This window comes from Streptomyces sp. GD-15H (assembly GCF_045291515.1).
Classification (GTDB): domain Bacteria; phylum Actinomycetota; class Actinomycetes; order Streptomycetales; family Streptomycetaceae; genus Streptomyces.
Genome location: NZ_CP149447.1, coordinates 7875972 through 7901611, shown reverse-complemented (window position 1 = coordinate 7901611; position 25640 = coordinate 7875972). Strand labels below are relative to the sequence as shown.

26 protein-coding genes and 3 pseudogenes are annotated in these 25640 nt (G+C 70.4%); 12 read left to right on the top strand and 17 right to left on the bottom strand.

The window, feature by feature from the left end; all coding sequences use genetic code 11:
• Nucleotides 1–182 precede the first annotated feature (182 nt).
• The 11 genes and pseudogenes from WJ438_RS37430 to WJ438_RS37380 all read right to left on the bottom strand — a co-directional run bounded on the left by WJ438_RS37430 (nt 183) and on the right by WJ438_RS37380 (nt 10509).
• Complete coding sequence (locus tag WJ438_RS37430; protein ID WP_406729114.1) at nt 183–392, bottom strand: hypothetical protein; 210 nt, start codon at nt 390–392, stop codon at nt 183–185.
• A 117-nt stretch (nt 393–509) separates the two neighbouring features.
• Nucleotides 510–1230: pseudogene (locus WJ438_RS37425) on the bottom strand (IS6 family transposase).
• 154 nt (nt 1231–1384) lie between these two features.
• Nucleotides 1385–2257, bottom strand: coding sequence for a trypsin-like serine protease (locus tag WJ438_RS37420; RefSeq protein ID WP_406729113.1), 873 nt, complete (start codon nt 2255–2257; stop codon nt 1385–1387).
• 219 nt (nt 2258–2476) lie between these two features.
• Nucleotides 2477–2680 carry a hypothetical protein gene (locus WJ438_RS37415; protein WP_406729989.1) on the bottom strand — a complete coding sequence of 68 codons (204 nt, stop codon included), beginning with the start codon at nt 2678–2680 and terminating at the stop codon, nt 2477–2479.
• Nucleotides 2677–3045, bottom strand: coding sequence for a hypothetical protein (locus WJ438_RS37410; RefSeq protein WP_406729112.1), 369 nt, complete (start codon nt 3043–3045; stop codon nt 2677–2679). The genes WJ438_RS37415 and WJ438_RS37410 overlap by 4 nt, the downstream gene beginning before the upstream one ends.
• Before the next feature lie 384 nt (nt 3046–3429).
• Nucleotides 3430–4158, bottom strand: a complete 729-nt coding sequence (locus WJ438_RS37405) for an IS6 family transposase (protein ID WP_406729111.1) — start codon at nt 4156–4158, stop codon at nt 3430–3432.
• A 108-nt stretch (nt 4159–4266) separates the two neighbouring features.
• Nucleotides 4267–5586, bottom strand: a complete 1320-nt coding sequence (locus tag WJ438_RS37400) for an MFS transporter (protein WP_406729110.1) — start codon at nt 5584–5586, stop codon at nt 4267–4269.
• A gap of 75 nt (nt 5587–5661) precedes the next feature.
• Nucleotides 5662–6747 carry a phosphotransferase family protein gene (locus WJ438_RS37395; protein WP_406729109.1) on the bottom strand — a complete coding sequence of 362 codons (1086 nt, stop codon included), beginning with the start codon at nt 6745–6747 and terminating at the stop codon, nt 5662–5664.
• A complete protein-coding gene (locus tag WJ438_RS37390; protein WP_406729108.1) occupies nt 6747–7982 on the bottom strand; it encodes an acyl-CoA dehydrogenase family protein in 1236 nt (411 codons plus the stop codon). The genes WJ438_RS37395 and WJ438_RS37390 overlap by 1 nt, the downstream gene beginning before the upstream one ends.
• Nucleotides 7983–8016: 34 nt before the next feature.
• Entirely contained in the window at nt 8017–8820 is an 804-nt protein-coding gene (locus WJ438_RS37385) for an SDR family oxidoreductase (protein ID WP_406729107.1), read from the bottom strand.
• 3 nt (nt 8821–8823) lie between these two features.
• Entirely contained in the window at nt 8824–10509 is a 1686-nt protein-coding gene (locus tag WJ438_RS37380) for a class I adenylate-forming enzyme family protein (RefSeq protein WP_406729106.1), read from the bottom strand.
• Between the two features lie 213 nt (nt 10510–10722).
• Between WJ438_RS37380 and WJ438_RS37375 the strand changes: the two genes are divergently transcribed.
• The gene (locus WJ438_RS37375; protein ID WP_406729105.1) at nt 10723–11409 is read left to right on the top strand and encodes a TetR/AcrR family transcriptional regulator; all 687 of its coding nucleotides are present in this window, start codon (nt 10723–10725) and stop codon (nt 11407–11409) included.
• A gap of 456 nt (nt 11410–11865) precedes the next feature.
• On the opposite strand, the pseudogene WJ438_RS37370 reads toward WJ438_RS37375, so the two are convergent.
• A pseudogene (locus WJ438_RS37370) lies at nt 11866–12593 on the bottom strand (IS6 family transposase).
• Nucleotides 12594–12947: 354 nt separating this feature from the next.
• Here WJ438_RS37370 and WJ438_RS37365 point away from each other — a divergent pair.
• Entirely contained in the window at nt 12948–13280 is a 333-nt protein-coding gene (locus WJ438_RS37365) for a hypothetical protein (protein ID WP_406729104.1), read from the top strand.
• A 252-nt stretch (nt 13281–13532) separates the two neighbouring features.
• Here WJ438_RS37365 and WJ438_RS37360 read toward each other — a convergent pair whose 3' ends face one another.
• A complete protein-coding gene (locus WJ438_RS37360) occupies nt 13533–14183 on the bottom strand; it encodes an endonuclease domain-containing protein (RefSeq protein WP_406729103.1) in 651 nt (216 codons plus the stop codon).
• 1219 nt (nt 14184–15402) lie between these two features.
• On the opposite strand from WJ438_RS37360, the gene WJ438_RS37355 reads away from it, so the two are divergent.
• The 4 genes from WJ438_RS37355 to WJ438_RS37340 all read left to right on the top strand — a co-directional run bounded on the left by WJ438_RS37355 (nt 15403) and on the right by WJ438_RS37340 (nt 18343).
• Nucleotides 15403–16167, top strand: coding sequence for a BlaI/MecI/CopY family transcriptional regulator (locus WJ438_RS37355; protein ID WP_406729102.1), 765 nt, complete (start codon nt 15403–15405; stop codon nt 16165–16167).
• Nucleotides 16168–16595: 428 nt separating this feature from the next.
• The gene (locus tag WJ438_RS37350; protein ID WP_406729101.1) at nt 16596–17282 is read left to right on the top strand and encodes a hypothetical protein; all 687 of its coding nucleotides are present in this window, start codon (nt 16596–16598) and stop codon (nt 17280–17282) included.
• A 142-nt stretch (nt 17283–17424) separates the two neighbouring features.
• Nucleotides 17425–17667, top strand: a complete 243-nt coding sequence (locus WJ438_RS37345; protein WP_406729100.1) for an integrase core domain-containing protein — start codon at nt 17425–17427, stop codon at nt 17665–17667.
• 130 nt (nt 17668–17797) lie between these two features.
• Entirely contained in the window at nt 17798–18343 is a 546-nt protein-coding gene (locus WJ438_RS37340) for a YceI family protein (RefSeq protein WP_406729099.1), read from the top strand.
• A 689-nt stretch (nt 18344–19032) separates the two neighbouring features.
• On the opposite strand, the gene WJ438_RS37335 is transcribed toward WJ438_RS37340, so the two are convergent.
• Nucleotides 19033–19242 (bottom strand): hypothetical protein, encoded by a 210-nt coding sequence (locus WJ438_RS37335; RefSeq protein WP_406729098.1) that lies wholly within the window; start codon nt 19240–19242, stop codon nt 19033–19035.
• Between the two features lie 358 nt (nt 19243–19600).
• Between WJ438_RS37335 and WJ438_RS37330 the strand changes: the two are divergent.
• The 3 genes and pseudogenes from WJ438_RS37330 to WJ438_RS37320 all read left to right on the top strand — a co-directional run.
• A pseudogene (locus WJ438_RS37330) lies at nt 19601–19822 on the top strand (DDE-type integrase/transposase/recombinase); the annotation flags it as partial.
• Nucleotides 19823–20052: 230 nt separating this feature from the next.
• The gene (locus WJ438_RS37325; RefSeq protein WP_406729097.1) at nt 20053–20241 is read left to right on the top strand and encodes a hypothetical protein; all 189 of its coding nucleotides are present in this window, start codon (nt 20053–20055) and stop codon (nt 20239–20241) included.
• A 52-nt stretch (nt 20242–20293) separates the two neighbouring features.
• The gene (locus WJ438_RS37320; RefSeq protein WP_406729096.1) at nt 20294–20923 is read left to right on the top strand and encodes a hypothetical protein; all 630 of its coding nucleotides are present in this window, start codon (nt 20294–20296) and stop codon (nt 20921–20923) included.
• Nucleotides 20924–20986: 63 nt separating this feature from the next.
• Here WJ438_RS37320 and WJ438_RS37315 read toward each other — a convergent pair whose 3' ends face one another.
• Together WJ438_RS37315 and WJ438_RS37310 are read right to left on the bottom strand one after the other, a co-directional pair.
• On the bottom strand, nt 20987–21184 hold the full coding sequence (locus tag WJ438_RS37315) for a hypothetical protein (RefSeq protein ID WP_406729095.1): 198 nt from the start codon (nt 21182–21184) through the stop codon (nt 20987–20989).
• Between the two features lie 173 nt (nt 21185–21357).
• A complete protein-coding gene (locus WJ438_RS37310) occupies nt 21358–22365 on the bottom strand; it encodes a TerC family protein (RefSeq protein WP_406724034.1) in 1008 nt (335 codons plus the stop codon).
• A gap of 507 nt (nt 22366–22872) precedes the next feature.
• On the opposite strand from WJ438_RS37310, the gene WJ438_RS37305 reads away from it, so the two are divergent.
• The 3 genes from WJ438_RS37305 (at nt 22873) to WJ438_RS37295 (ending at nt 24470) form a co-directional block, all read left to right on the top strand.
• The gene (locus WJ438_RS37305) at nt 22873–23490 is read left to right on the top strand and encodes a hypothetical protein (RefSeq protein WP_406729094.1); all 618 of its coding nucleotides are present in this window, start codon (nt 22873–22875) and stop codon (nt 23488–23490) included.
• A gap of 306 nt (nt 23491–23796) precedes the next feature.
• The gene (locus WJ438_RS37300) at nt 23797–24072 is read left to right on the top strand and encodes a hypothetical protein (RefSeq protein ID WP_406729093.1); all 276 of its coding nucleotides are present in this window, start codon (nt 23797–23799) and stop codon (nt 24070–24072) included.
• Nucleotides 24072–24470, top strand: coding sequence for a hypothetical protein (locus tag WJ438_RS37295; RefSeq protein WP_406729092.1), 399 nt, complete (start codon nt 24072–24074; stop codon nt 24468–24470). Before WJ438_RS37300 ends, WJ438_RS37295 begins: the two co-directional genes overlap by 1 nt.
• 312 nt (nt 24471–24782) lie before the next feature.
• On the opposite strand, the gene WJ438_RS37290 is transcribed toward WJ438_RS37295, so the two are convergent.
• Complete coding sequence (locus WJ438_RS37290; protein WP_406729091.1) at nt 24783–25466, bottom strand: DUF899 family protein; 684 nt, start codon at nt 25464–25466, stop codon at nt 24783–24785.
• Between the last annotated feature and the right edge of the window lie 174 nt (nt 25467–25640).

The window sequence follows — 25640 nt, the reverse complement described above, 5'->3', positions numbered from 1 at the left end:
CACGGAACCATCGCGAGGCGGCGGAGTGCGGGCGCCATCGGGGCAAGGTGAGGGGCGTGAAGGTGAGGTCAGGCAGGTAGGGCTGGACGTTGTTGCGGACCCACTGGGCGTACTGCTCGGTGTTCACCTCGTCGGGATCGATGCCGACCAGCTCGCACGTCTGTCCCGCACTCCGAAGATGATCAGGCCACCATGGGTGTCGGCCATCGCGGCGACGTCCCTGGCCAGCTCGTTCCACCGATCCTCGCAAGGAGGCTGGGAAACTGCTCCTCACCATCCAGATCATCAAACTCGGCCAGCCGGTCGGCGGCGGCCTTCTCGACCATGCCGAAGGTGACGGGGCCGGGCGGCACACCGAGGTGCTCATGCAGTCGCGTCCAGGAACGGGCCATGCCCGGCAGCCCACGAGCGCCCGCTGACAACGCCATAGGCCGGGCGTTGTCAGGTTGAGCGAGTGCTCGAGGGTGTGAGCCGGTTCGGCGTGTTTCGGCTTCGGTGGTGACAGCGGCTCAGGCTACGGCGGACAGGCCGGCGACGCCGGTGATCTGGCCCCGGATCGCGAAGCGGATGGTCATCTCGGCTCGGTAGCGGGCGGCGGTCATCGGGGGGCGGCGGGGCCGGAAGTGGGGTGAGATGCCGCGGAACGCGGCCAGGAACCACTGGGCTGCGCCAATGCTGCGGAATCCTTTCTTGGCGCGTTCGCGCTGCCGGGTGGGCTGATGACTGTTTTCTGCCAGGTTGTTGAGGCCCTGGTGCGAGCGGTGTTCCACGGAGGGCATGACCTCGCGGTGGGCCGCCCGGTAGGAGCGGAGCCTGTCGGTGACGATCACCCGGGGCACCGCCCGGGTCTTCCGCCTCAGGCGGCGGAAGACGCGTCATGCCGCGGCCTTGTCCCGGCGGCTCTGCAGGAGGATGTCCAGCACGGTGCCGTCGGCGTCCGGGGCCCGCCACAGGTACGTCTGTTCTTCGTTGAGCGTGAGGAAGACCTCGTCGAGGTGCCACCTGTCGCCGGGGCGGGGACGTCGGCGGCGCAGCGCGTTGGCGTAGGACCGCCCGAACTTCGGGCACCACCGGCGGACCGTCTCGTGGCAGACGACCACGCCGCGCCCGGGCATCGGCTCCCCGGCCTCGCGGAAGCCGAACGGGAACCGGAAGTACCGCCACACACAGGGGGAGATGATCTCCACCGGGTACCCGGTGCCCTTTGTACGGCAGCGGCACGGACAGCACCGGCAACCCCCGACACGGCACGGTCAACCCGAAGACCGTCCCACACCGTCAGCCAACGTGACAGTGCCCGGCTGACCCATCAAACGTGCTGGGCCGGGTGGTGCCGGCAGCATGGCCCGCCACCGGCATCACCCGGCCCTGTGCGCTTTGAGGGTTAGGGCAGTTGCACGAACGGCGACAGGAAGGCGCGCGCTCCTGGAGTGTCCAGCCGGTAGGTGACATTGGTGGCGTAGCACGGGCTGTCGCCGGTGATGGTTGTCGCTGCGAGGATGCGCTTACCGCCGATGACGGCGAAGTTGGGTCCGCCCGAATCGCCGTAGCAGGTACCGCCGTTGCCCTGCGGCGCGGTCATGGCGAGGTGCACCCAGGCGTCGTTGAGGGCGTCGAAGCTCACCGGTGCCTTCATCCGGACACCGCCACCCGGGTGGGTGTGGCCGCCCGGTCCCTTCACGGCCTCCTGGGTGCCGTATCCGGCCACGACCCAGTCGGTGGAGTTGAGTTTCTGCGGTCCGAGCACCCCCAACTGGTTGGCGGTCGGCAGCGCGGCCGGGGTGAAGGACCAGCGTGACCTCATCTCCGCGGCGGGGAGTTCGACGACCGAGATGTCGTGCGTGTCGGCGGCGGGGCCCGGGTAGCCGGGGTGGCTGTGGGCCGCGCCCTGGACAGCGACGGTTCTCGCCTGGGTGACGGGGTCGCCGGGGTATTTCTTCGCGGCGGCGTCCAGTCCGGCCTGGACGTCCTGGTCGAGAGAGACGTAGAACCGTACGTTGTCCGGCCAGTCCGTGGTGCAGTGAGCGGCCGTCAGGAATGTGTCCGCGTCGATCATCGTGCCGGAGCAGACCCAGTCGACGCGGTCCGGGGTAGCCGGATCGCCGTCGTTGTCCCAGGTGGCCACGAGGGCGCCGACCTCGGTGCGTTCGGGGGCGGGGGTCGCGTTGTAGGAGTTGATCGCGGACGAGGGCGACGCAATGGCGAGCACGGTGGCGCAGGCGGCCGCGGTGACGGCGGTGGCGCGTATGGCGGTCAAGAAGAACCCCTTCGCTGGGTATGGATCGGGTATTCCTCCTGTGGGGGTGGGTGCATTGAAGCGCCTGTGATCGTCTGCGGCAAGACCACGAGCCCGGGCGCCGGCGTGGTCGGCGCCTGGTCGGCGAGATCCCCCTGCCATCACGATGGAGGCCGGCCGTGGCGTGGGGAAGGTGCAGCGTGAGAGCCGACGATCTCGTACCGCTGGGAGAGATCCCTCCTACCCGGCCCCTGCCGGGACCGGGTAGGAGGTGTCCACCACTCGGGGACAGGTCCCCTCGGTGGCTACGTCGACGTCCTGGGAGAGTCGGTCGACCAGACCGTGAGCTTGGACGGCGTACCCGCCGGTGATCACCAGGGGGTATGGGGTTCCAATGTCGAGGACGTCGGCCAGGAGGCGTCGGTGCGGTTCGGAGAGGTTCACGCGGCAGTAGCGGCCCTGTCCACGGGCAGCTCGGGGAAGTGGCTCTCCCAGGCGTCGCGGAGGGGTCGGCTGATCAGCGTACGCAAGATCGGCCACTGGGCGATGAGCAGGTCCCGGTTGAGGAAAGCGATCAGGTCCTGACGCTGCCCCTCGGCCAGTACGGTGCGGTAGAGACTCATCCGCGAGCGAGGCCGGCCGAGCCCGTACGAGCGGCGACCGGACCAGACAACGTGCAAGGGCAGGTGCACCATGCCGGTCGCCGGACCGGCGAGATCCTCCAATGACGTGGGCAGCCGCAGTGCGTACTGCTCGCGCAGCCTCTCGTATGCGCTCGGCGCCGAGGATGTGGACGAGGACACGGACATGCCTCTCAGCATCGCCCCTCGGACATCGCGGTGACCACACAACCGCGCGGTCACCGCGATGTGCACCCGTTTAAGCGGGATGGTGGCTTTCCGGGTGTATGTTGCCCCGGGCAAGGCTCCGACCGCTGTGATGGGGTGCAGCACGGCCGGGGCCGACCCGCCGACCGCACGTCAGCGGCGGTGACGCCGGTGCTGGTGCACCTCCAAGACCTCGTGCCCCCACGCGGCGCGCTGCTGCGCAGGGGTGCGCCCGGTGGAGAGACCGAGCTGTTCGGGGATCACCGGAAAGCGCGGATGCATCTGCCGGGCGCTGTCACGTTGTGGGGTGCGTGGCTCTCTGACGGCGCGTCGGGATGTGGCGGGGGTCGGGTTTCGGGCCGGTGCTCAGGCCGCGGCGGGCCTGGCGGCGCCGGTGGCCCGGTCCCGGATCGCGAAGCGGATGGTCATCCCGGCTCGGTGGCCGGCGGCGGTCATCGGGGGGCGGCGGGGCTTGAAGTGGGGTGAGATGCCGCCGAACGCGGAAAGGAACCGCTGGGCCCCGCCGGCGGAGCGGAAGCCCTTCCTCGCCCGTTCGCGCCGGCGGGTGGGCTGGTGCGAGTTCTCCGCCCTGTTGTTCAGGTACCTCGAACTGCGGTGCTCCACCCCCGGCATGACCTGGCGGTGGGCCGCGCCGTAGGAGCGGAGCCTGTCGGTGACCACCACACGCGGCACGTACTCCAGGCCCTTCAGGAGCCGACGGAAGAACCGCACGGCGGCGCGGGTGTCGCGCTGGGGCCGACCGAGTATGTCCAGCACGTTCCCGTGCTGGTCCACCGCCCGCCACAGGTACTGCCGCTGTCCGTCGAGCGTGAGGAAAACCTCGTCCGGGTGCCACGTGTCCCCCGGCCGCGGCCGGCGCAGCTCATCGGCATAGATCCGGCCGAACTTCGCGCACCACCGCCGGATCGTCTCGTACGAGACGAGCACACCGCGCCCGGGCATCGGCTCCTCGACTTCCCGGAACGACAGCGGGAAGCGGTGAGACAGCCACCCGCAGTGGGAGATGATCTCGACCGGGTACCGGTGCCCCTTGGACGACGGCGACACGGCACTCCGAGCAACCCCCTCCACCATGATCAACCTGAAGATCACCCTATGGGAGCTCACCAACGTGACAGTGCCTCGTTCCGGGCTCGGCACCCGTAGTTCCGGTGCCGAGCCCGGCCCGCCCGGGGCGCCGCCTCAGGCGTTCTTCAGCTCGATGCCCTTGGTCTCCTTCATCAGGTACACGGCGATACCGGTGCACACGCACAGCACCATGATGTAGACCTCGGAGAGCTGCGCCATCTCCAGGTCGATGAAGAGCTGGTTGAGGTACGGGGCGGTGCCGCCGAAGAGGGCGACGGAGATGGAGTAGGCGAAGCCGATGCCCTGGGTGCGCACTTTGGTCGGGAAGGTCTCCGCCATGGTGGCCGACAGCAGCGCGCCGGGGATGGCCACGACGACGAGTGCCACGGTGGCCGCGACGAAGAGCGTCCAGCCCGCCGAGCCGATCATCCCGGTGAGCGGCATGTGCAGGGTCGTCATCAGCACCGCGAAGGCGAGCATCATCGGGCGGCGTCCGACCCGGTCGGAGACGTATCCCCACAGAGGCAGCGTCGCCAGCGCGATGCACTGGGCCGCGACCGAGCACCAGTAGGCGACGCCGGGGTCCATGCCCTGCTGGGTGATGGCGTAGGTGGAGACGTACGAGGTCCAGGTGTAGTGGGCCGAGGTGATGCCGGACGTCATCAGGATGACCAGCAGCACCGACCGGGTCACCTGCTTGCGCGAGACCGGCCTGCCGGCGTCCGCCGGGCCGGACTGCTCGTTCTCGAACACGTCGCTCTCTTCCATGTTGCGGCGCAGGTACAGCGCCGCCAGAGCGAGGAACGCGCCGAGGAAGAACGGGATGCGCCAGCCCCAGTCGGCGACGGCGCTCTCCGTCAGGGTGGAGGTGACCACACCGCCGACGGTATAGGCGACGACGGAGCCACCGAAGATGGCGACGAAGACGATGCTGCCCCACATGCCGCGCCGGTGGCTGGGCGCGATCTCCGCTACATAGGTGTTGGCGGTGGCCGACTCGCCGCCGTGCGCGAATCCCTGCACCACCCGGGCCAGCAGCAGGATCAGCGAGGCCCAGGCGCCGATGGATGCGTACGACGGGAGGAAGCCGATGACGAGGCTGCCTCCGGCCATCATCAGCATGGTGGTGATCAGCACGAACTTGCGCCCGCGCCGGTCGGCGATACGGCCGAAGACGATGCCGCCCAGGGGCCGCATGAGGAAGCCGACCGCGAACACCGCGAGGGTGGACAGCAGGGCGGAGACCGAGTCCTGGGAGTTGAACATGGCCGTGGCGATGAACGGCGTGAAGACGGCGTACGCGCTCCACTCGTACCACTCAAGGACGTTGCCGACCGTGCTGGCTATGAGGGACTTGCGCTTGGCACGCAGCGAGAGGCCGGTCGGTGCTCCGGCTTCGTGCGGCGCGCCGTGAGATGTCTGTACGTCGCTCACGAGAGCTCCTTTGCTCTGGGCAGGCAGGGGCAGGGCGTTGCGTTGGGGCGCCGGGGGTGCGGCCGGACGCCGCGGTCAGCCGGCGGCGTGTGCGGCGGCTGCCTCCAGCAGCAGGGGTACCCCTGCCTCCAGCGAGGGCCCGAAGGTGCGGTCGTTGGGGCGCTCCCCGCGCAGCCACCGGGTGTAGATGGCCTCGCAGAAGATCGCCGCCTTCCACAGCGCGAGGGCCTGGTACCAGGGGAGGGCTGTGAGATCGAGGTGGTCCATGCCGGCGTGGTAATGCCGGACAAGCTCGGCGCGGGTGGGATACCCCTCCTCACGTGTGACGGGGGTGAGTTCGAGCGGGGTGACGGGTTGCCCCTTCTCCGCGTACGTGGCGACGAGGTAGCCGAGGTCGGCCAGCGGATCGCCGAGGGTGGCCATCTCCCAGTCGAGGACGGCCAGGAGCCGGGGCGGGCCGTCGGGCGCGAACATCAGGTTGCCCATGCGGTAGTCACCGTGCACCACCGTGGCGGCCTGGCTGACCGGGAGGTTGTTGCCGAGCCAGTCGGCGAGCCGGGCCACAGTCGGCAGGCTGCGGGTGGTGTTGACGTCCCACAGGCCTGCGAAGCGCTCCACCTGCCGGCCCAGATAGCCTTCGGGCCGCCCGAAGGAGGCGAGTTCGCCCTGGGTGACGTCGAGGCGGTGCAGGCCGACGAGGGTGTCGACGACCGCAAGTCCCGTGGTCCGGCGTCGTTGTGGAGCGTCGAGGTGGGCGGGGACGGTGTCGGTGATGACGGCGCCGTCGAGATGGCCCATCAAGTAGAAGGGCACTCCGAGCACCGAGTCGTCCTCGCAGATGGCGAGGATCTCCGGCACCGGCACGCCGTGGCCACCCACGGCCCGCTGGATGCGCGCCTCGCGGACCATGTCGTGGGTGGACCTGGGCAGCGGCGGGCGCGGCCCGCGGCGCAGCACGACGGAGGTGTCGCCCCGCCGGAGCAGATAGGTGACGTTGGAGTGCCCGTCGCCGATGCGTCCCCAGGACAGGGGGCCGCTGCCGATGCCGTGCTTGTCGAGGAAGCCGGTGATCTCGTCGACGATGAGCAGGGGCGGGACGGTCAGCCGGTCCGCGGCTTCCCGGTCGGCGACGACCTCGATGCCATCGGGGATGGTCTCCATCACGCCTCCTTGCCCCGGACGACGGCGGTGCCCTGGTGGCGCTCTCCGGCCTGTACTTCGGCGCCGCGCCGCTTGGCGGCCCGGCGGGCGATGGCCCACTTGTGCGTCTCGGTGGACCCGTCGTAGATGCGGAACGGGCGGATCTCGTTGAGGTACTGGGCCAGCGGCAGCCCGTCGGAGACGCCGTCGCCGCCGCACAGCTGGACCGCCCGGTCGATGACTCGGGAGATGGCCTCTGAGCAGTACACCTTGGCGACCGAGGACATCGCGGAGCCGGCCCGGGGATCGCTCGCCAGCAGCGCGGCCGTCTTGTCGATGATCGCGTCGGAGGTCTCGATGTCGATGACGGACTCGGCGATCAGGTTCTGCGCCAGGCCGAGCGCGTTCAGCGGAGCGCCGAACAGTTCTCGCTCCTCGGCCCGGTCGAGGGCGATGTCCAGGGAGCGCCGGGCGAGCCCGAGCCATCGCATGCAGTGGGTGAGCCGTGCCGGTCCGAGCCGCACCTGCGCGTACCGGAAGCCCTGACCGGGCGATCCGAGGACTGCTTCGTCGGGAACGAAGCAGTCCTCCAGGTGGACGTGCGGGTGGCCGCCGTCGATGTAGCGATCGACGGTGTGGATGGGGGCGCCGATCCGGACGCCGGGGTTGGTCATGTCGACGAGGAACATGGTGGCGCCCTCGGGGGCGTCCCCGGTCTGGGGGGTGCGGGCCATCACGATGCAGAAGCCGGCGCCGACGGCACCGCTGATGAACCGCTTGTGCCCGTTGATCACCCAGCCGCCCTCGGCCGGTACGGCGGAGGTACGCAGCGCCGCCGGGTCGGAGCCCGCACCGGGGTGCGGCTCGGTCATGCCGAAACAGGAGCGGATCTCACCGGTGGCGAGCGGGAACAGGTAGCGCTTCTTCTGCTCCTCGGTGGCGATGAGGTGGAGCATGTGCATGTTGCCCTCGTCGGGGGCCATGCAGTTGAGCACGCTGGGGCCGATGGGCGAGTAGCCCGCTTCCTGCAGGATCGGTGACCAGTGCTCGATGGGCAGGCCCTGGCCCCCGTACTCGGTGGGCACGTGGGGGGCGAAGACCCCGGCCTCCTTGGCCGCGGCCTGCAGCCGGACACGTGTGTCCCCCTGCAGTCGTTCGCCGGGGACGGGCTCGGCGTCGATGACGGTCTCACGGATGAAACGGCGGGTGCGCTCGCGCAGTTCCTCGACCGAGGGCGGCAGAGTGCTGGGGGACATGGTCCAGGTCCTTTCGTTGAACGGGTGCCGTGGGTCAGGCGGTGCCGCCGGCGACAGCGAGGCCGCCGTCGACGGTGAGGACGTGGCCGGTGACCCAGGAGGCGTCGTCGGAGACGAGATAGGCGACGGCGGAGGCCACGTCGGCAGGTGCGCCGAGCCGCCGCATCGGGTAGGCCGCGGCGACCTCGTCCTCCCTGTTCTCGTAGAGCGCCTGGGCGAAGCGGGTCTTGACCACGGCCGGGGCGACTGCGTTGACGCGGACGTCCGGGCCGAGTTCGGCGGCCAGGGCACGGGTGAGGTGGGAGACGGCGGCCTTGCTGACGCTGTACAGCCCGATGCCGGGCGCGGGTGTGTCGCCGGTGACGGAGGAGAGGTTGACGACGGTGCCGTGGCGCTCGGCGAAGCGCAGCTGCGGGTGGGCGAGGGTGGCCTGCACCCAGCCCAGCGTGGCGAGCACGTTGACCTCCAGCACCTTGCGGGCCACGTCGAGGCCGATCTCGGTGACGGGGCCGTACGCCGGATTGATGCCAGCGTTGTTGACGAGGATGTCGAGGCGGCCGAACTCCAGGGCCACGGTGTCGAGGACCTCGGCGCGGTGCTCGGGGTCGTCCGCCTTGCCCGCCACGGCGAGCACACTGCCGTCGGGCAGTGTCCGGGCGGCCTCGAGCAGCGGCTCGGGCTTACGGGCGGTGATGCACACCCGCGCGCCCTCAGCCACCAGGCGTTCGGCGATGGCCAGGCCGATCCCGCGGCTGGCCCCGGTCACCACGGCGGTGCGTCCGGCGAGACGGCCCGCTGCCTGCGTGGCGTTGTTCTGGTCGGTGGGGTGGTGCTGCACCGGTCAGCCTTTCGTCGTGGTGGGAGGAAGGTCGTGGCCCACGGCCCTGCGCAGTTCGGTGCGCCGGATTTTGCCGGTCTGAGTCTTGGGGAGGTCGGCACGGATGTGCAGTTCGGTGGGCCGCTTGTATGCGGCCAGCCGCTCGCGGGTGAAGGAGATCAGTTCGTCCGGGGTGACCGAGGCACCGGCGGTGAGCGAGACGTAGGCGACGACGGTCTCGCCGCGGTAGTCGTCCGGCTGCCCGACCACGGCGGCCTCATGGACCGCCGGGTGCTCGTAGAGGGCGTCCTCGACCTCACGCGGCCAGACCTTGTAACCGGAGGCGTTGATCTGGTCCTTGAGCCGGTCGACGAGGTAGACCCAGCCCTGCTCGTCGATGATCGCGCCGTCGCCGGTGCGCAGCCTGCCGCCGGGGATGGTCTGTTCGGTGGCGGCGGGCTGCCGCCAGTAGCCGGCGACCACCTGGGGGCCGCTCAGTTCGAGTTCCCCCTGCTCGCCGGGGGGCAGCGGATTGCCGTCGAGGTCGACGACCCGGGCGGTGAGGTTGGGCAGCGGCACGCCGATGGAGAGGGTGCCACTGGCCTCGTGCACCGGCGCGGTGGTGCCGGGTGGCACGGCGATGACGGCGGAACTGGTCTCGGTCATGCCGTACACGTTGTGGATGTAGACGCCGAATCGTTCCCGGAACCGGTCGACAGTGGCGGGCGGGATGGGAGCCCCGCCGGAGAAGAGGTGTTTGGCCGCGGCGAAGTGTTCCGGTCCGGCATGCTCCACCGCGTACATCGCGTTGTACGCGGTGATCGAGCCGACCATATAGGTCACCCGGTGCTCCACGAGCGCGTCCAGCGCCACCTCGGGCCGGAAGCGGCCGGTGAGGACCAGGGTGGTGGGGGTGATCAGCGAGATGACCCCGTTCACCACCGCCCCCGTGATGTGGAAGAGCGGGGCCAGTGCGTACACCGCGTCGCCATCGGCTAGATCGGCCCAGGCGGCGTTGGTGAGCGCCACGTTGAGGATGTTGCCGTGGGAGTTCATCGCGCCCTTGGGCGGTCCGGTGGTGCCGGAGGTGTAGGACAGCAGGGCCACGTCGTCGCGGGTGAGATCCACCGGCTCGGGACGGCGGCCCGCGAACTCGTTGAGCAGGGCCGCCAGATCGCCGTCGGCGGCGGGAGATGGACGCTCGGCCGTGGGGAAGGCACGCGGGTCGTTGCGCGTCTGGAAGTCCAGCGCCGATGTACTGACCGTCCATCGCACCGAGCTGCCGGCGAGGGTCGCGCGGGTCTCCTCGACGTCCAGGTCGGCGCAGACGATACCGACGGCCCCGGCATCGTCGATCAGGCGGCGCAGCTCGTTGCGGCGGTACATCGGGTTGAGGAGGAGCGCGGTGGCGCCCAGCTTCCACAGGGCCAGCAGCACCAGGGCGTACTGCGGGATGTTCTGCAGGTAGATGCCGACCCGGTCACCGCGCCGGGTGCCGCGGGCGGCGAAGGCGCAGGCCAGTGCGTCGGAGGCGGTGTCCACCTCGCGCGCCGTGAGCGCGCCGTCGAAGTAGCGCAGCGCGACGCCGTCCGGGTGGCGCTCCACCCGGGCTCGCCATGCGGCTGTCAGGGAATCATGGCCGACGGTCATCTCCGCCGGCACCGCCGACGGGTACAGCTCCCGCCACGGACGCGCCTCGGGCATCGACATCTCCCGCTCCCTCCACCGGCTTGGAATAGCTCGGGGTAAGCTGGACAACGTACCGACCGAGCGCTCGCTCGGTGTTGCAGGTGAGGATCTACGGGGCGCGTCACCCTGTCAAGGGGCCGCTCCGCGGAGGCGCCCGGCCACGACGGCCCGGCCGAGCGAGTGGGGTGCCTGTGCATACTGATGTACCGGCACGAGCACACCGGCGAGGAGAGCATGACCGCAGCCGAAGCACTGACCCCCGGCGGAGCTGAGGTGACCGGTGATGACACGGCCGGGCACCGGACGGACTGGAGGCTCTACACCAGCGACGGCATGCCACCCGTCCTGCGGGCCGCCCTGGCCTGCTTCGTGGAACAGGGATACCACGGCACCACGATCCGGCAGGTGGCCGCACGGGCGGGCCTGTCAGTACCGGGGGTGTACCACCACTACCCGTCGAAACACGCCCTGCTGGTCGGCGTCGTCACCCGGGCGATGGCGGAGCTGTGGGAGCGCAGCACGGCCGCACTGGAAGAGGCCGGGCCCGACGCAGGACGGCGGCTGGACCTACTGGTGGAGTGCCTGGTGCTGTTCCACGCGCACCGGCGGGAACTCGCGTTCATCGCGGCGAGCGAGATCCGCAGCGTGCTCGGCGACGACCGGGCCGCGTACCTCCAGGCCCGCGACCGGCAGCAGCGCCTGATGGACGCCGCCGTCGAGGAAGGCGTGGCGCGGGGAACGTTCACGACACCGTACCCCCGTGAGGTCAGCCGGGCGATCGTCACGATGTGCACGGCGGTGTCCCAGTGGTACCGCGTGGACGGCGGACTCGCCCCCTCGGAACTGGCCGCCCGCTACCGCATCATGGCCCGCATGACCGTCGGCACGACATCCCGCGAACCACCCCTGCCACCATCCTGACCCACCCCCCACACGAACCACGACACCGGCCCTCACCACGCACCACGCGAACCCTGAAACCTGTGCCGCTCGAAAAGTCATCGTCACAGGTCAGGCAGGCGTTGTCAGGTTGAGTGGTGGCCTTCTCGGGCGGCATGATCATCCGTCTGGTCGGATCGCTGGAGGGGCTGTCCGTGGTGACGCCGTCGTACCGGGGTTTCCGCTTCCCTCCGGAGGTCATCTCCCCTGCGTGTGGCTGTGCCACCGCTTCCACCCGAGCCTGCGCGACATCGAGGAGCCGATGCCCGGGCGCGGCATCGAGGTCGGCCACGAGACAGTCCACCCGTGGACGCGCCGGTTCGGCCCGGCCTATGCCGCTGCTCCACGTCGGCGCCGTCCGGGGCCCGGTGACAAGTGGCTCTGCCTTCTTGGACGGGCGTTGTCACGTGGATGGGGTGTTGAGCGATTGTGGGCGCGTCAGGGCATGGAGGGGGCGGGCGGGGGCCTGGGGCACGCTGCGGTGGGCACGGCGGCGGCACCGGTGAGCCGGTCCCAGAGGGCGAGGCGGGGGGTCGTCTCGGTGCGGTATTCGGTGGCGGTCATCAAGTGGCGGCGGGGCCGGAAGCGCGGTGAGATCCCGCTGCACGCGGCCGGCAACCGCCGGGCCCCGCCGGCGGAGCGGCAGCCCTTCCTCGCGCGTTCGCGCTGCCGGGTGGGCCGATGACTGTTCTCGACCCGGTGGTTCGGGCCCTGGTGCGAGCGGTGCTCCACCGACGGCATCGCCTCGCGGTGGGCCGCACCGCAGGGGCGCAGCCTGTCGGTGACCACCCCCCGCGGCACCGTGCGGGTCGTCTTCAGCAGGTGGCGGAAGAAGCGCCGGGCCGCGGCCTTGTCCCTTCGGCCCCGGACCAGGATGCCGGGCACGTCGGCGTCGACGGCCCGCCACAGGTACTTCGGCTCTCCGTTGATCTTGATGAGGGCCTCGTCGAGATGCCACTTGTCCCCGGGTCGGCGGCGGCGCAGGTCTGCCCGAACTTCGCGCACCACCGCCTGCCGCTCTCGTGGGAGACGAGCACGCCGCGCCCGGGCATCGGCTCCCCGGCCTCGCGGAAGCCGAGCGGGAAGCGGAAGTCCCGCCCCACGCAGCGGGAGACGGTCTCCACCGGGCGCCGGTGCCGCTGGTACGACGGCGGCGCGGACGACACGAGCGAGTCCCCCTGGCACGATCAACTCCAAGATCCTCCCAGGCCGGTCGGCCAACGTGACAGTGCCATCCAGCCCCTGCCACCACGGCGCTGACCAGCAACAACACACCCCGCGCTATACCGACCGGCAACCAACTGACCCGCACCATCACCAAAAACTTCAGCCCCAGATCGGCATCCGTGTCACCACCCGAAACCCCCACCACAGCACGCTGAACAGCAGAAACCCAATACCTACCGCACTGACATCACCATGCCGAACCACCACCGACAAAAACCTACAGATCATCAGTGATTGGTCACCACGAATCTACCGGAACGGACCCCGCGCTGAGCAGCGATTCTGTGCACAGGGTGAGCCAGTATCAGACCACAGGCACCCACGCCTGGTTGAAGCTGTTCGCGCTCCTGAAGGCCCAGGGTGTGCCCGCGAGCGAGGCGGACGACCTGGTGGCCGCGGTGGAGGTCGGGACGGTCGCCGGGGCGCAGTCCGAGGTGGTCGAGCTGGACGGCATGGCGCCAGCCTCTCAGGGGGTGGAGTTCGAGGACGGCCGGGACGTGGCGGCGCGCGACCAGGTCGTCGACGCCGACGGCAGCCTGCCCGACATCGCCCCCGGCGTGCTCTTCGAAGACGACGACCTCGGGCGGTGGCTCCAGCGACAGAAACAGCCTGGCACCTGGAAGTAACTGTCGAGCAAGCAGCAGGAACGGCTGGCCCGGCTGGGCATCAAGCCCGCCCAGGCGCCGTCTCCGGCCCCGGCGGCCAAGCGCGCAGCGAAGGCGGCGTTCCAGCGCGGCCTGACGGCCCTCGCGCAGTAGGTGGCGCGGGAAGGCGCCCACCGGCCGGTACCGCGCAGCCACATCCCTGACCTTCGGCTTTGTCATTATGGTCCTCGTCATCATCCGGTCGACGTTGGTGTCGGGTCTCTCGCTGTTCGCTCAGAAAAGCGCCAGGCCCTCACCGCTGGTGTCCGCGATGACTGGCCGGAATCGGGCCGGGAGGCCGTCCAGGCGGTCGGGTCCGGCCTCAGCCGCCACGGCAGGGGCGGTCTCGGCCAGCCAGGTACGAAACCGCTCGGCGGCTTCACGGTAGGGGACTTGCGCCAGGACACGGTGCTCGCCGGAGGGGCACAAGTCGACGGCGACAGTGAGCAGGCAGGAGCCGGGCGCATTGTGGCTGCCGGTCCAGGACACGCGCAGCGCACCGCAGGGTTTGCGCCCGCGGGAGCCGCTGGGGGCGCGGTGGGTCGGGCGCAGTGATCGGCAGGCTATGTGGGCGGTCCATGCGGCGAGGTGGGGCAGTGGCAGGGTGGTGCGGGTGCGGCAGCCGGGGCAGCGGTGCCAGTGGCGGAGCCAGTCGGCGGTGTGGGTGTGGAAGAGACGTGTGTAGTGGTTGGCCACGCGGATGTCGTTGCTGTAGAGGTGGTCGGGTCGTTCTTGTGTGTTGCAGGAGTGGCAGACGGGAGCGCGAACGTAGCCATGTTCGTGGCAATGGTCGAGTACGGCGGCGGGTGCGGTGCGGCAGATGGCGCAAGTCCACCCAGCCACCTTGCGGGAGATGTCGGGTTTCCTGCTGAGTACCGAGTACAAGTGGCCTTTCAGTTCCTCGTTGTACGGGCGCAGCGGGGTGGTTGGGCAGTCGGGACTCGTCGTCTGCCAGGCCGTCGGCGGCTCGGGTCTGCCGGTGGTGGGAGGGCGACTCGGTGACGGTTGCGCTTGCCTGACAGGTCCGCGCGGCTCGCAGCCACCGCGTTTCGGTGTGCTCGGCCACATCCAGCAGCCTGACCACAGCGCGCGGCAGCCACCATGTCCGCGCCGTCCGGTCGCGGGTTTTCTCCACGAGTATCCGCCGCCAGTCGATCCCCGCCAGATGGTACGGCCGGCCGCCTTCACATCGTGCTGCCCGCTCGGGCTCGTCCAGTTCCTGCAGTTCCCGGGCGATGCGCTGGCGCCATCGCAGCGGCGTTCCCTCGTTGTGCTCCTGCTTCGACCCGTCACGGAACGGACCGATGCGGACCAGGTCCTGGCGGTCCATCTCCACCGCGTTCAGTTCCGCTGCCGCCCGGCGCACCTCAGTCTCCGGAACACTCCACTGGCCACCGCCTGCCTTCACCGTCGCCACCACACGGCCGCCGAGCAGGACGTAGCCCGCCTGGGCATGGGCGGGAGAGCAGGTGAACGCCGCAGAAGCCGTCGGCACAGCGCTGTCGGCCGTCAAGCCGGCCCACAGAGCGTCCGCGGCGCCCAGAGTGATCAGGCCGCCCTTACGGCCCGGGATGACACGCTCTGACATACCGACAGGCTAACGGCCGGTCTCCGCAGCGCCGCCCGCAGCGCCTCCGCAGCTGTGGCCTCGACGACCGCGCGCGCCCACAGCCCCACTCCCACATGGGCGGCCGGGACCAGGTGCGAGGCCGCCCGCCCACCGCCAGGCCGCAACCGGCACCTTCAGCCGGCCCGCTGCCTGGTACCCGTCGTACGCCTCACGCATCACGACCACTCCGATCTCAAGCTCTTTCCCACCTCATCCTGTGCGTCGCGGCGGCACGAAACGGCGCGTACCGGCGGTCACGGCAGTGTCAACTTCGTGGGCAGGGCGTCTGTGCGGTCGGATCCGAGCGGGCCATGGAGCGGGAGACGGTGAGGTGGTTTCGCGTCCGGTGTCCCTTCCGGCGGGCCGGTGCCGGGAGGTGCGGCAGGCCGGGTGCGGCTGTTCGTAAGGGTGGTGTGTGCCCAGGACAGCGGCGACGGTCCCGTTTGGGTGAGTAGCATCCGGCAGCAACAACCCCCGTATGAAGGAGCGTGCCGCGTGGCCACCGAGCCGGAAGAGCCCACCACCCAGAGCCTGCAGAGCCAGTACGCGGCCCAGTTCGCCGATCACCTCAAGGCCAACCGGGAGGAACAGGCCCGTCTGCGTAAGCGTCTTGAGCAGCTCGAGGCGGACGAGGCCTGGCTGGTCAAGGCACTGGAGACGGTGTCCGCCCCGGCCAGCGCCGGCGCCCGGGCGCCCGAGGGCGAGCCGGCACGGCCGCAGGACAACACGTCCGGGCCCACCGAGCCGACCGAAGCGGCCGATGTTGAGGCTTCCGCGGCGGTGCCGAAGCAGCGGCAGGACAAGCCGGCCGGGGCACCCGCGAAGAAGACCACGGCCAAGAAGACGGCCAGGAAGGCCACGGCGAAAAAGCCGGGGGCGAAGAAGACAGCAGCGAAGCAGGCGCCCGCGGTGAAGAAGACGACGGCGACCAAGGCCGGTGAACCGGCCCTGGGTGAGCTGCTGTTGAGCGTCCTCGGCAAGCACGCCGGGCAGCCGCGCACCGCGAGCGAGGTCACCGGCGACCTGGGGCGGGAGTACCCCGAGCGGGCCCGTGACATCAACACCGTACGCAGCACCCTGGAGCGGCTGGTCGCCAAGAGGCATATCGAGCGGATGAAGCAGAAGAACACCGTGCTGTACACCGCCGTGACCGAGTCCGCGCCCGCCGCGGACGACGCAGCCGTAGAAGCGTCCTCGGCCGCCGAGACGGCCGGCGTCGCGGAGACCGCGAACACCGAGAAGGTGCCGGCGCAGGCCTGACTCCCGCGCCTGACGCGGTGACGCCGGCCGGGCCGGACGCCAAGTCCGCAGCGTGATGCGTATGGCCGGACAGCAGCACTCAGCTGGTGAGGAGTTGGAAGTGCGCTGCCGGGCGCCTGTGCGTGGCCGCCCACGTGGCGGCCACGCACAGGCGTGCGGCGGCATCCCGCCGCGAAGGGAAGACCTGGTTCAGGTGGGCCGGACGGCGGAGCTGTGCCGCGCCGGAGGCATGTGCTGCGGGGCTGCCGCTGCGCTTGGGCTGGGTCGTCCGTGCGCGGTCCCCCGGCGGGGGCCAGTTGGGCGCGCTGGCGGGACTGGGCGACCCCCGGCGGCGCCACGGCATCCTATGGCGCTCGGAAAGTCATCGCTGCAGGCGAGGGCGGCAATGCGGCGTCGGCCGGCACCATCTCCGCGCGATCGTTTCACTGGTGTACCAGGTGACCCGAAAGCCGCCGTCCGTCCCGGCGGTGCTGCTGCGCCGCAACACCTCCAGGGACGCCGAGCCGCTCGTGCCGCGGCACGAAAACGCGGTGCCGCGCCGGCAGTGGAAGGGCCCGGTCCGCTCCGCGCCCGCGCACCGGTTCCGGTGCGCGGTGCTGTCCGCGCTGCTGCCCCGGCGGCCTCTGGCGCCCGGTCTTCCCGTCACCCCGGCACGCTCCTGGCCCGGCACCGCCGGTGCAGCGCCGCCAAGGGAGACCACAGCAGGCGGCGCTCGCGAACCGGACGGCCGCCGACCAGGAAGGCGATCAAAAAGCTCACCCCGCGTCCGGCGCGGGAGAACCCCCGGTGGGGGGCACTGGAAGATCCAGGGCGAGCCGGCCCGGCTCGGCCACCCCATCGCCGCCTGGACGGTCTGGGAAATCCTCCACGCCGCGGGCGTCGACCCGACCCCGCGCCGCTCCGGCCTGACCTGGCGCGATTTCCTGACCGCGCAGGCCAACAGCATCGTGGCCGCGGACTTCTTCCCTCTGGACACCGTGCTGGGGAAGCGTCTGTACGCCATGGCGTTCCTGGAGCACGGCACCCGCAGACTGCACGTGACCGGGGCGACCGCGCACCCGGCGGCCGTGTGGGGTGGTGCAGCAGGCCCGCAACACCGCCGTCAGCCTCGGTAAGCGCGACCGGTCACCGCGGTTCCTGCTGCGCGATCGGGATGCGAAGTACACCGCGGCCTTTGATGCCGTCTTCGTAGCGGAGGAGGCCGAGGTGCCGCTCAGCGCACCCCGGGCGCCGCGGATGAACGCGCACTGCGAGTGAGTGATCGGCACCATCCGTCGCGAAGCCCTCGACCACGCCCTGATCCTGAACGAGACCCACGCCACACGGGTATTGGCTGAGTTCGCCCGGCACTACAACACGCATCGGCCGCATCGTGCCCGGCATCAGCGACCTCCCGAGGCCACCGAGCCGACCACCCTCGTCCACAACCTCGAAGACCGCAGACTCCTGCGCACCCGCGTCCTCGGCGGCACCATCAACGAGTACCGCCAGGCGGCCTGAGCAGCAGCGACGACTTTCCGAGCCCCACACCGGGTATCCGGCTCCCTTGCGACATCGTCTCGCCCCATGGGGACACGCCGACTGGACCGCGTCGACGGCCCCAGCCGTGCCCGCCCGTAGCCTGGGCGCTGTGACGCTGACCGACGGAACGTACCGGCTCGGGCCGTCGACCGGCCGCCTCTTGATCAAGACCGGCCGCGCCGGGCCGGGCCGCAGGGCGGGACACGACCTCACCATCGAGGTCACCCGATGGTCCGGGGAGGCCGTGGTGGCCGTCGGCGCCCCGGACAGGTCGTCGGTGAGTGTGACGGTCGAGACGGGCGGGCTGAAGGCGCTCACCGACGCCGACCGGGCCGAGATCAAACGGACGCTGGCGGACAAGGCCCTACTGAACATCGCGGAGCACCCCGCGATCACCTTCCGTTCCACCCGCATCACGGGAACCCCGCAGTCCTTCGAGATCACTGGGGAGCTCACCATCAAAGGCCGGACCCACCCGGCGACCGTGCACGGGAGGGGGAATGACGGCGGGCCGTTGCGCGGCTGGGCGACCGTCACGCAGTCCGCCTGGGCAATCAAGCCCTACACCGCGTTCTTGGGCGCGTTGCGGCTGGCCGACGAGGTCCGGGTGGAGTTCGAGGTGGCCGGGCTTGGCCCGGTGGACAGGCCCGGGTAGCCGCCGTTCGCGGGCCAGGCGCGACAGCCGATCACAGCCACCCGGCTCGAGGCTGCGGGCGGATCGACCCCTCGGCCTACGGTAAAGGCATGAGCGACATCGTCGTCGTGTACGAGCTCGACAAGCCGGTGGCCACACGCTCCTCCCCGGTTCACCAGGTGATGGAGAACGGCCCGTCCGCCGGGTGCACGCGGCGCCCACCGCGCCGGGAGCGCCCACCAGGACCGGACCACGAACCCTCTGCGGCAAGGACACGTTCGTTATGGCGACCGCCCGCCGCAGGCCCTCCGAGCGCCGTGGGGCGCCGTGGTACCCCGATGAGTACGCCTCCTTGGTCTGCCCCGACTGCGATGCCGTGATGGAGATCTGACCGGCACACGCGCCCACATGCCCCCGCCGCCTCCTCCCAAGACTTCTCCCTGGAACGCTTCAGGGCTTCCCTGGCGGCTTCGCGCCCGTGCACGCTGTGCACGGGCTGCGGGCGGGGCCACACCCCCTCGCCCGACAGCCGTAAAGAGACGTGACCAGTGTGCCTTGGCCGTGCGACCCAGCGCCCCGGAGACACCGTGACAGACAGTCCCTCTTCGCCGGCCAGGACCCAGGCATCTGGACACGACAGCGGCACCACCGCGATACAGGCCCCACGTGCCACCGACGTCACCGAGCGCATCCGACGTCCAGCACTTCGCTCACGTCTCCATGGGCGGTGTACACAAGCCAGCACCGTTCACCAAACGCTGCGGCCGGCCCGGGACCTGCACCTCCGGATCCTTGGCCACGGCGGTGATGAGCCTGGTGCTCTCCTCATGCGTGTCGTCCGGGACGTCGAACAGCACGCCGGCAGCCGGTTGGATCAGTTCGACTTTCATTTCGCCCACCGTCAGCGGCAGGAGCAGCACGGTACGGCGGAGTTGTGCACTCCGCTCGGGCCTGTAAACGACTACGCCCAGGGTCCCCGAACACAAGAAATCCGCTACCCGTCCCGTGTGGGGCGCACGTCAGCGGGACCACGTGCGTCCTCCTGCGGCCCGCTCGCCGTCGACCCGCCCGGCGGCGCGGGTCACGCCCGCGCCGCTCCGCCAGGCCGCTGCCCAACGCCCCAATGCTCTTCGACCCGCGCCGCCGATCACGTCGACCGGAACCACGGTGACTTTGCGCCGGGCCCTCCTCCTCGCGTCTTCGTCCCGCCCAGCCGGGGCCCCGGCGTGAAGTCGCTCTGGGGTGAGTCGCCCGGGGGCCCTTCCCCGAAGCCGGGTGCCCCGGGTGCTGGTCACCGACAAGCTGCGCTCCTACGGCGCCGCCCACCGTGCGGTCATGCCCTCCGTGGAGCACCGCTCCCACAAGGGCTTGAACAACCGGGCCGAGAACAGCCACCAGCCCACGCGGCAACGCGAGCGCGCGAGGAAAGGCTTCCGATCGGTGGGTGCCGCGCAGCGGTTCCTGGCCGCGTTCAGCGGCATCTCACCGCACTTCCGACCCCACCGCCACCTGATGACCGCCTCGAACTACCGCACCGAGATGTCCATTCGCTTCGCGATCCGGGACCAGATCACCGGCGCTGCCAATCTGCCCACCACGGCCGGAACACAGGCCCGGGCCACGGGCCCACCACGCCCCGACCCACCATCAGACAGTCACGCACCCAACAACGTGGCAACGTCCCGCCGTCTGCTGCTGGCGGAAAGATGCCGGACTTCAGGGAGGAGTCGGTGAAGGCGGCCCGCGGGGCCCTGGACTCGAGCACGTCGATCACGGTGAACGATGCGTCGGCCGATGACCGGATGGTGTTGATGGAGTCCAACTGGCAGGTCTGTTCCCAGACGCCGGCCGGGGGTACGGCCCTGGACGGGCAGCCGGTGGAGCTCACCGCGGTCAAGTTCGGGAAGAGCTGCCCGTAGGGGCGGCAATCCCTGACCGGCAGCATTCCGATGTTCAACCTGGTGAATCCATGTGCGTTCGCGCTACGCGGCCACGGCCGCCCTGCTCCTGGCCGCACTCACCGCATGCGGCGGTGGCAGCAGTTCCGACACGGCATCCAAGCCGAAGCCGGGAGCGTCCAAGTCAGACACCGTTGACTGCACCGACCAGGCGCTCGACCAGGCCGAGTGGATGGAGCACTGCTCCGACGAGGCCGGCACTGGCGGTGACGGCACCGGGTGGCAGGCGACGGGCCTGAAGTTTGGGGAGTCGTGCACGTGGCCGGACGGGCTGAAGGTCACGGTCGTCGATGCGCGGGTGTTCACTGACTACGACCCGGAACTGCTGGAGTCGGCGGAGCCTGGCAGTACGGACTTCCGGGTGACGCTGAAGCTGGAGACCGGCGGCAAGTCAGCGGTGGACCTCGACGATCTGTCGGTCATCGTGGAGGGTGCGACGAACGGCGGCGAGGCCGCGTTCACGATGTTCGAGAAGGGGTCGCAGCCGCTCGAGGGGCGTCTCGCGCCGGGTGTGGCGGCGACGAAGACCAACGACGACGTCCTCGAGACGAAGTACGGGCGGAAGATCGTGGTCACGGTGCAGCGGAGCAGCGAGAACTTCGACCTCGACTTCCCCGCGTTCGAGGGCGAGATCGCCGACTGACGTCGGACACGACGAAGCGCCCCCACTCACTCGCCGTGGCGGAAGGAGCGGGGGCGCTGGGGTTCACAGCGCCAGGTCGTGGCTGTGGAAGAGCTCGGTGGTGAAGGGGGTCAGCCCGCAGGTGCCGGATACGCGGATGCAGGCGGCGCCGACCGCGGAGTCGAGCTCGACCGGGCGGCCGGTGTGGGCCGCGGTGGAGTCGATCACCACGACCGGCTCGCGGGCGATGCCGCGGTGCCGGAACGCGGGCATGGCCTGCACGGCGGGCACCTGCGGCTTCGCGCGGCGGGTGAGGGCGACCGAGCTCCCAGGCGGAGAGGCCGGCGACCTTGGGGAGGCTGAACCGCAGGATGTTCGGTGCCGGGGCGCGGGCCGGGCACCCTGAACGGTCAGCCCGGCATGCGGCGCAATCTTCGTGGCGGGTGCCGGCGGCCTCAGTCCTTGTCCTGCTCCGGCCGGGGCCGGTGGGCCCTGAGCGATCCGGCGTGCGCCTTGCTGGTGGGGTCACGGCGGGTCTTGACCAGGCTGGCCACCGTGGCGACGGCGAGCACGACCCCGATGACGACGAGGCTGAGCGGAGTGGAGATTTCCGGAACGCCGTGCGAGATGTCCTCGTGCGCCCAGTGGAGGACGAGCTTCGCCCCGATGAAGGCCAGGATCACCGCGAGGCCCGTCGACAGGTAGACGAGCCGGTCCAGCAGCCCCTTGACGAGGAAGAACAGCGCCCTGAGGCCGAGCAGGGCGAACGCGTTGGCCACGAAGACGATGTAGGGCTCCTCGGTCACGCCGAAGACCGCGGGGATGGAGTCGAGCGCGAACAGGAGGTCGACGCTGCCGATCGCGATGAGCACGATCAGCAGCGGCGTCACCATCCGTCGCCCCTCCACCCGGGTGAGGATCCGGCCGTCGACGTAGCCCTCGGTGACCGGGAGCAGTCGCCGGGCCGCCCTCACCACGCCGTTGTCCTCGACGTCCGGATCCTCGTCCCGGTGCCGGTAGAGCTGGACGGCCGTGTAGATCAGCAGCAGGCCGAACAGCAGGAACATGAAGGAGAACGCGGAGATCAGCGCGGCTCCGAGTGCAATGAAGACGGCACGCATGGCGAGCGCGAGCACGATGCCGAAGGAGAGCACCTTCTGCTGGTGCTCCTCCGGCACGGTGAACGTCGTCATGATGATGACGAACACGAACAGGTTGTCGACCGAGAGGCTCTTCTCCACCAGATAACCGGCGAAGTACTCGGTGCCGTACGTGCCCCCGTGGGCGCTCATGAACCACACGCCGAAGACGACAGCGGCCGCGACGTAGAACACGGACCAGGCGGCGGCCTCCCGGAAGCCGACGCGGTGCGGTTTCACCCATCCCAGCGTCAGGTCCAGGGCCAGCAGTCCCACGATGACCGCGAGCGTCGCCGCCCAGGTGCCCCCGCTGATCTCGAGCATTCCCGCACCTGCCTCTCCAGCCGCACCTTGCAGCGACTGTACTGGCAGGGGCCGCGGAAACGCGCACGATCAGGACGGTTCGACCTCCGGTGCTCCGTGGGAAGGCGCCGACTCGCTCGCACGCCCGGACCCCCGAGCACCCGACGTAGGCGAGTGCCGCAACCACCGGTGCCGTGATGCGGGCGGAGATGGCCGACGGGGTGTGAGCTTGTTCCGCTATGACGGACACCATCGGTGTAGCGGTCGGGCTGCGAATGCGGCCTCGTATTCAGGCGTCCTTCTCAAACACCAAGATCTTCGGCACACGGAAGAGGCCGATCTCCGCCGCGGCGGCCGGGCTTCTGCTGCTCCCCCACCGCGCGTGCCGCCTGCTCGCCGCCTCACCGGCGGCGGCAGTGAGGCGGGCGTCCGGCCCGCTGGCCGTACCGGTGGAACTGGCCGAGCTGTGGGACTGGTTGCGCGGCGTGCGGCGCGGAAGGACCTTCGCCAGCCTGGCCCGCCCGCGGGGTGGAGGTCTGCGAACGCATCCTGCGCCGGGCCCTGGACGGGCGGCCGCCCTCCGAGCGCACCGTCCGCGCCTTCACTCTGGGTTCCGGCGCCGATCCGGAGAAGGCCGCGCGGCTGCGGGAGCGTGCCGTCCGTGTGCTGCGTCCGCGGCCGGTTCCGGTACGCCCCGTACGTGCCGGGACGGATCACCAGCTGGGCGGGTGTCTCGCCCGGGCCATGCAGCGTCTGCGTGCCGAGGCCAACAATCCCAGTCTGGACGTGTTGACCGAGGCGGGCCAGGGCCGGTTCTCCCGCGGCGCCCTTCCCCACGCCCTGAGCGGTCGGCGGCTACCCAGCGAGGAGCTGCTGATCGGATTCGCCGCCGCCTGCGGCATCAGCGAGGAGACCGAGCAGGCGCTGCTCGCCGCCCGGCGGCGGATCCTGGCCGGGCCGCGAGGGTTGGAGGGGTATCCGTGCGGTATCGCCGAGCGTGCCAACGAGCGGCGCCAGCAGGACGAGACCGCCCGACCCTGGCTCGCCGGTACCGGGCCGGAACTCGACCGGTACGACCAGCAGCTGCGTAACGCGGAGGAAGCCGAGACCGGCCGCATGATCGTGTGGGTCGACAGCCTCACCTGACGAGCTGGAGGCGCTGCAGCGGGAGCATCCCCAGCTCGCCCCGGGAACGGGCAAGACCCTGCGTGACGAACTCACGCGTACATCGCGTGCGCCCACCCGGCCAGCGAACCCGGCATCTGAACCGAACGGTGCCCAGGCCACAGCTGGCAAGGAGATCCAGTACGTCGCCGGTCGGATCCGCAGGAAACCCCACCGGCCGCACCGGCAGCGCCAAGGACACCCGGCCAGCGGTTCCCCCGGGGCCGGGCGTCTCCGGTACGGCCACAGTCCTCTACTCGGAGTAGAGGAACGCGGTGGAGTCGGGGTATGGCAGCAGACGAGACGAGCACCGAGGTGAGCACGGCGGCGCGGGACCGGCTGGCCCGGCCGGCGGCCGAGCACGGCACGACCCTCCGCGCCCTGGTCGAGGACCTCGCGCAGGGCGCCCCGACCCAGGGCGAGTACGCCGAGCGTGCCGAGCTGGCCCGCGCCGAGCTCTCCTCCGCGCTCGGCAGCGCGCCGAGCCCGGAGGCAGAGGCGAAGGCGCGTGCACTGTTGGAGCGCCTGGGCGGAACGCAGCACAACCCGCAGGCGGTCGCGTAGTGAGGGCGATCGCAGTCGTCCTGGACCACACGACCGCCGCGGCGCTGTACGACCCGAAGGACCCGTTCAACGAGGCGGTCGCCGCGTTCTACGTGCAGGCCTCCGGCGGGCTGGGAACGCTGTACGCGCCGGTGCTGCCGCTGACGGCCGGCGACGCCGAGCGGCCCGGCCTGCTCGGCTACATCAAGGGACTGCGGTTCATCCCACTCGAGGCGTTCGACACCGACGCCGCGGTCACCGCCACCGAGCTGCTGCGCTTCGGGGACTCCTGGGCCGCCGTCCACGCCATCCACGCCGCCCGCCCCTCCGCCGCCCACCCCACCGGACGCTTCCTGCTCACCCTGACCCCCAAGGCACATGCGGGCACCGGCGTCCAGGCCGTCCGCCCCGGCGACTGACACCAGCGCCGGAGACCGGGAAGTTCGATGGCACGAACTCACCGATCATCAACTTCCGATGGCAACGACCAAGGTTCGGTGGCACGGGACAACAGCTCCGCTGCTGTCCCGTCTCTGTCGATCTGGTCCCTGTCTCGAGTGATCTGGTCCGATTCGCTCGTCGTGTCAGATGATCTGGTTCACCGCGAGCCGGCGGTCAACGGCGGTCTTTACGGGCGTACGGCAGTCCTGTGAATCCGCTCGGCCCCAGAGCACGCGCCGTGATATCTGACGTGACTCACGCTTGGAGCCGGCACCGCCGGTCGTCGGGGGTCAGTAGTCGAGGTTCGGGTACCAGTCGTCGCGGCCCTGCGGGGTCAGGTCGAGGAGGTGCCAGACGGCGGCCAGGAGGTCGATGCCGCGCTCGTCGATGTCGTCGGCCATGAGTGGGTGGGTGGAGTAGAAATGGCGGACCGTGCCGTCGCCGTCGCGGGTGAAGACGGAGATGGTGGAGTCCTGTTCGCCGTCCTTGTCCTCGCTGCCCAGGTCGTACTTGAACATGCTGTCGCCGCAGCTCAGGAGCCGTAGCCGGTGCCAGCCGCGGTTACGGGCGTGCTGCCGCAGGGCGGGCACGTCGGCGGCCGCGGCGATGGCGAAGTCGGCGTTGCGGGCGATGTGGTGGGCGATGCCGTTGAAGCCGTCGATCCATAGGGTGCACATCGGGCAGGGGTCGGTCTGCAGCTTGCCGTACATGAAGTGGTAGACGATCAGCGGGCGGTCCGGGGCGGTGAACAACTCGCTCAAAGTGACCTCGCGGACCGGTGTGTCGCCGGCGTCGAGATCGGCGGGGCCCTCGATGAAGACGTAGTCGTCGATGGGCGGCCCCTGCGGGAGCGCCCGTCGCTGGGCCGCGACCTTCTCGCGGTGGCGCATGAGGTCGATCTCGGCCAGGCGCAGCTCTTCGCGGGCGTCGAGGTAGTCCGCCGATTCGCCGGCCAGTCTGGTGTGCCGCAACATCACGTCCTCCTGAGGTGGCCATCCCCCGGCCCCCGGTCCGAATCACGAGCTCCCAGTTCCCGAACCGGTCCTTTGAGTCTATGGCGGCTTCATGGTCCGCCGACAGTTGAGCTGAAGTCCGGCTCTGTGCTGATCCGCGGGTGGACCGAGGAAGTCGCCCCGTGCGGAGGTTGC

Bases quoted from the DNA above. Each gene is read 5' to 3' on its own strand.
- WJ438_RS37430 (WP_406729114.1), bottom strand. From the start codon at position 392: ATGGCCCGTTCCTGGACGCGACTGCATGAGCACCTCGGTGTGCCGCCC.
- WJ438_RS37410 (WP_406729112.1), bottom strand. From the start codon at position 3,045: ATGTCCGTGTCCTCGTCCACATCCTCGGCGCCGAGCGCATACGAGAGG.
- WJ438_RS37405 (WP_406729111.1), bottom strand. From the start codon at position 4,158: ATGGTGGAGGGGGTTGCTCGGAGTGCCGTGTCGCCGTCGTCCAAGGGG.
- WJ438_RS37395 (WP_406729109.1), bottom strand. From the start codon at position 6,747: ATGGAGACCATCCCCGATGGCATCGAGGTCGTCGCCGACCGGGAAGCC.
- WJ438_RS37390 (WP_406729108.1), bottom strand. From the start codon at position 7,982: ATGTCCCCCAGCACTCTGCCGCCCTCGGTCGAGGAACTGCGCGAGCGC.
- WJ438_RS37380 (WP_406729106.1), bottom strand. From the start codon at position 10,509: ATGTCGATGCCCGAGGCGCGTCCGTGGCGGGAGCTGTACCCGTCGGCG.
- WJ438_RS37375 (WP_406729105.1), top strand. From the start codon at position 10,723: ATGACCGCAGCCGAAGCACTGACCCCCGGCGGAGCTGAGGTGACCGGT.
- WJ438_RS37310 (WP_406724034.1), bottom strand. From the start codon at position 22,365: ATGCTCGAGATCAGCGGGGGCACCTGGGCGGCGACGCTCGCGGTCATC.
- WJ438_RS37300 (WP_406729093.1), top strand. From the start codon at position 23,797: ATGGCAGCAGACGAGACGAGCACCGAGGTGAGCACGGCGGCGCGGGAC.
- WJ438_RS37290 (WP_406729091.1), bottom strand. From the start codon at position 25,466: ATGTTGCGGCACACCAGACTGGCCGGCGAATCGGCGGACTACCTCGAC.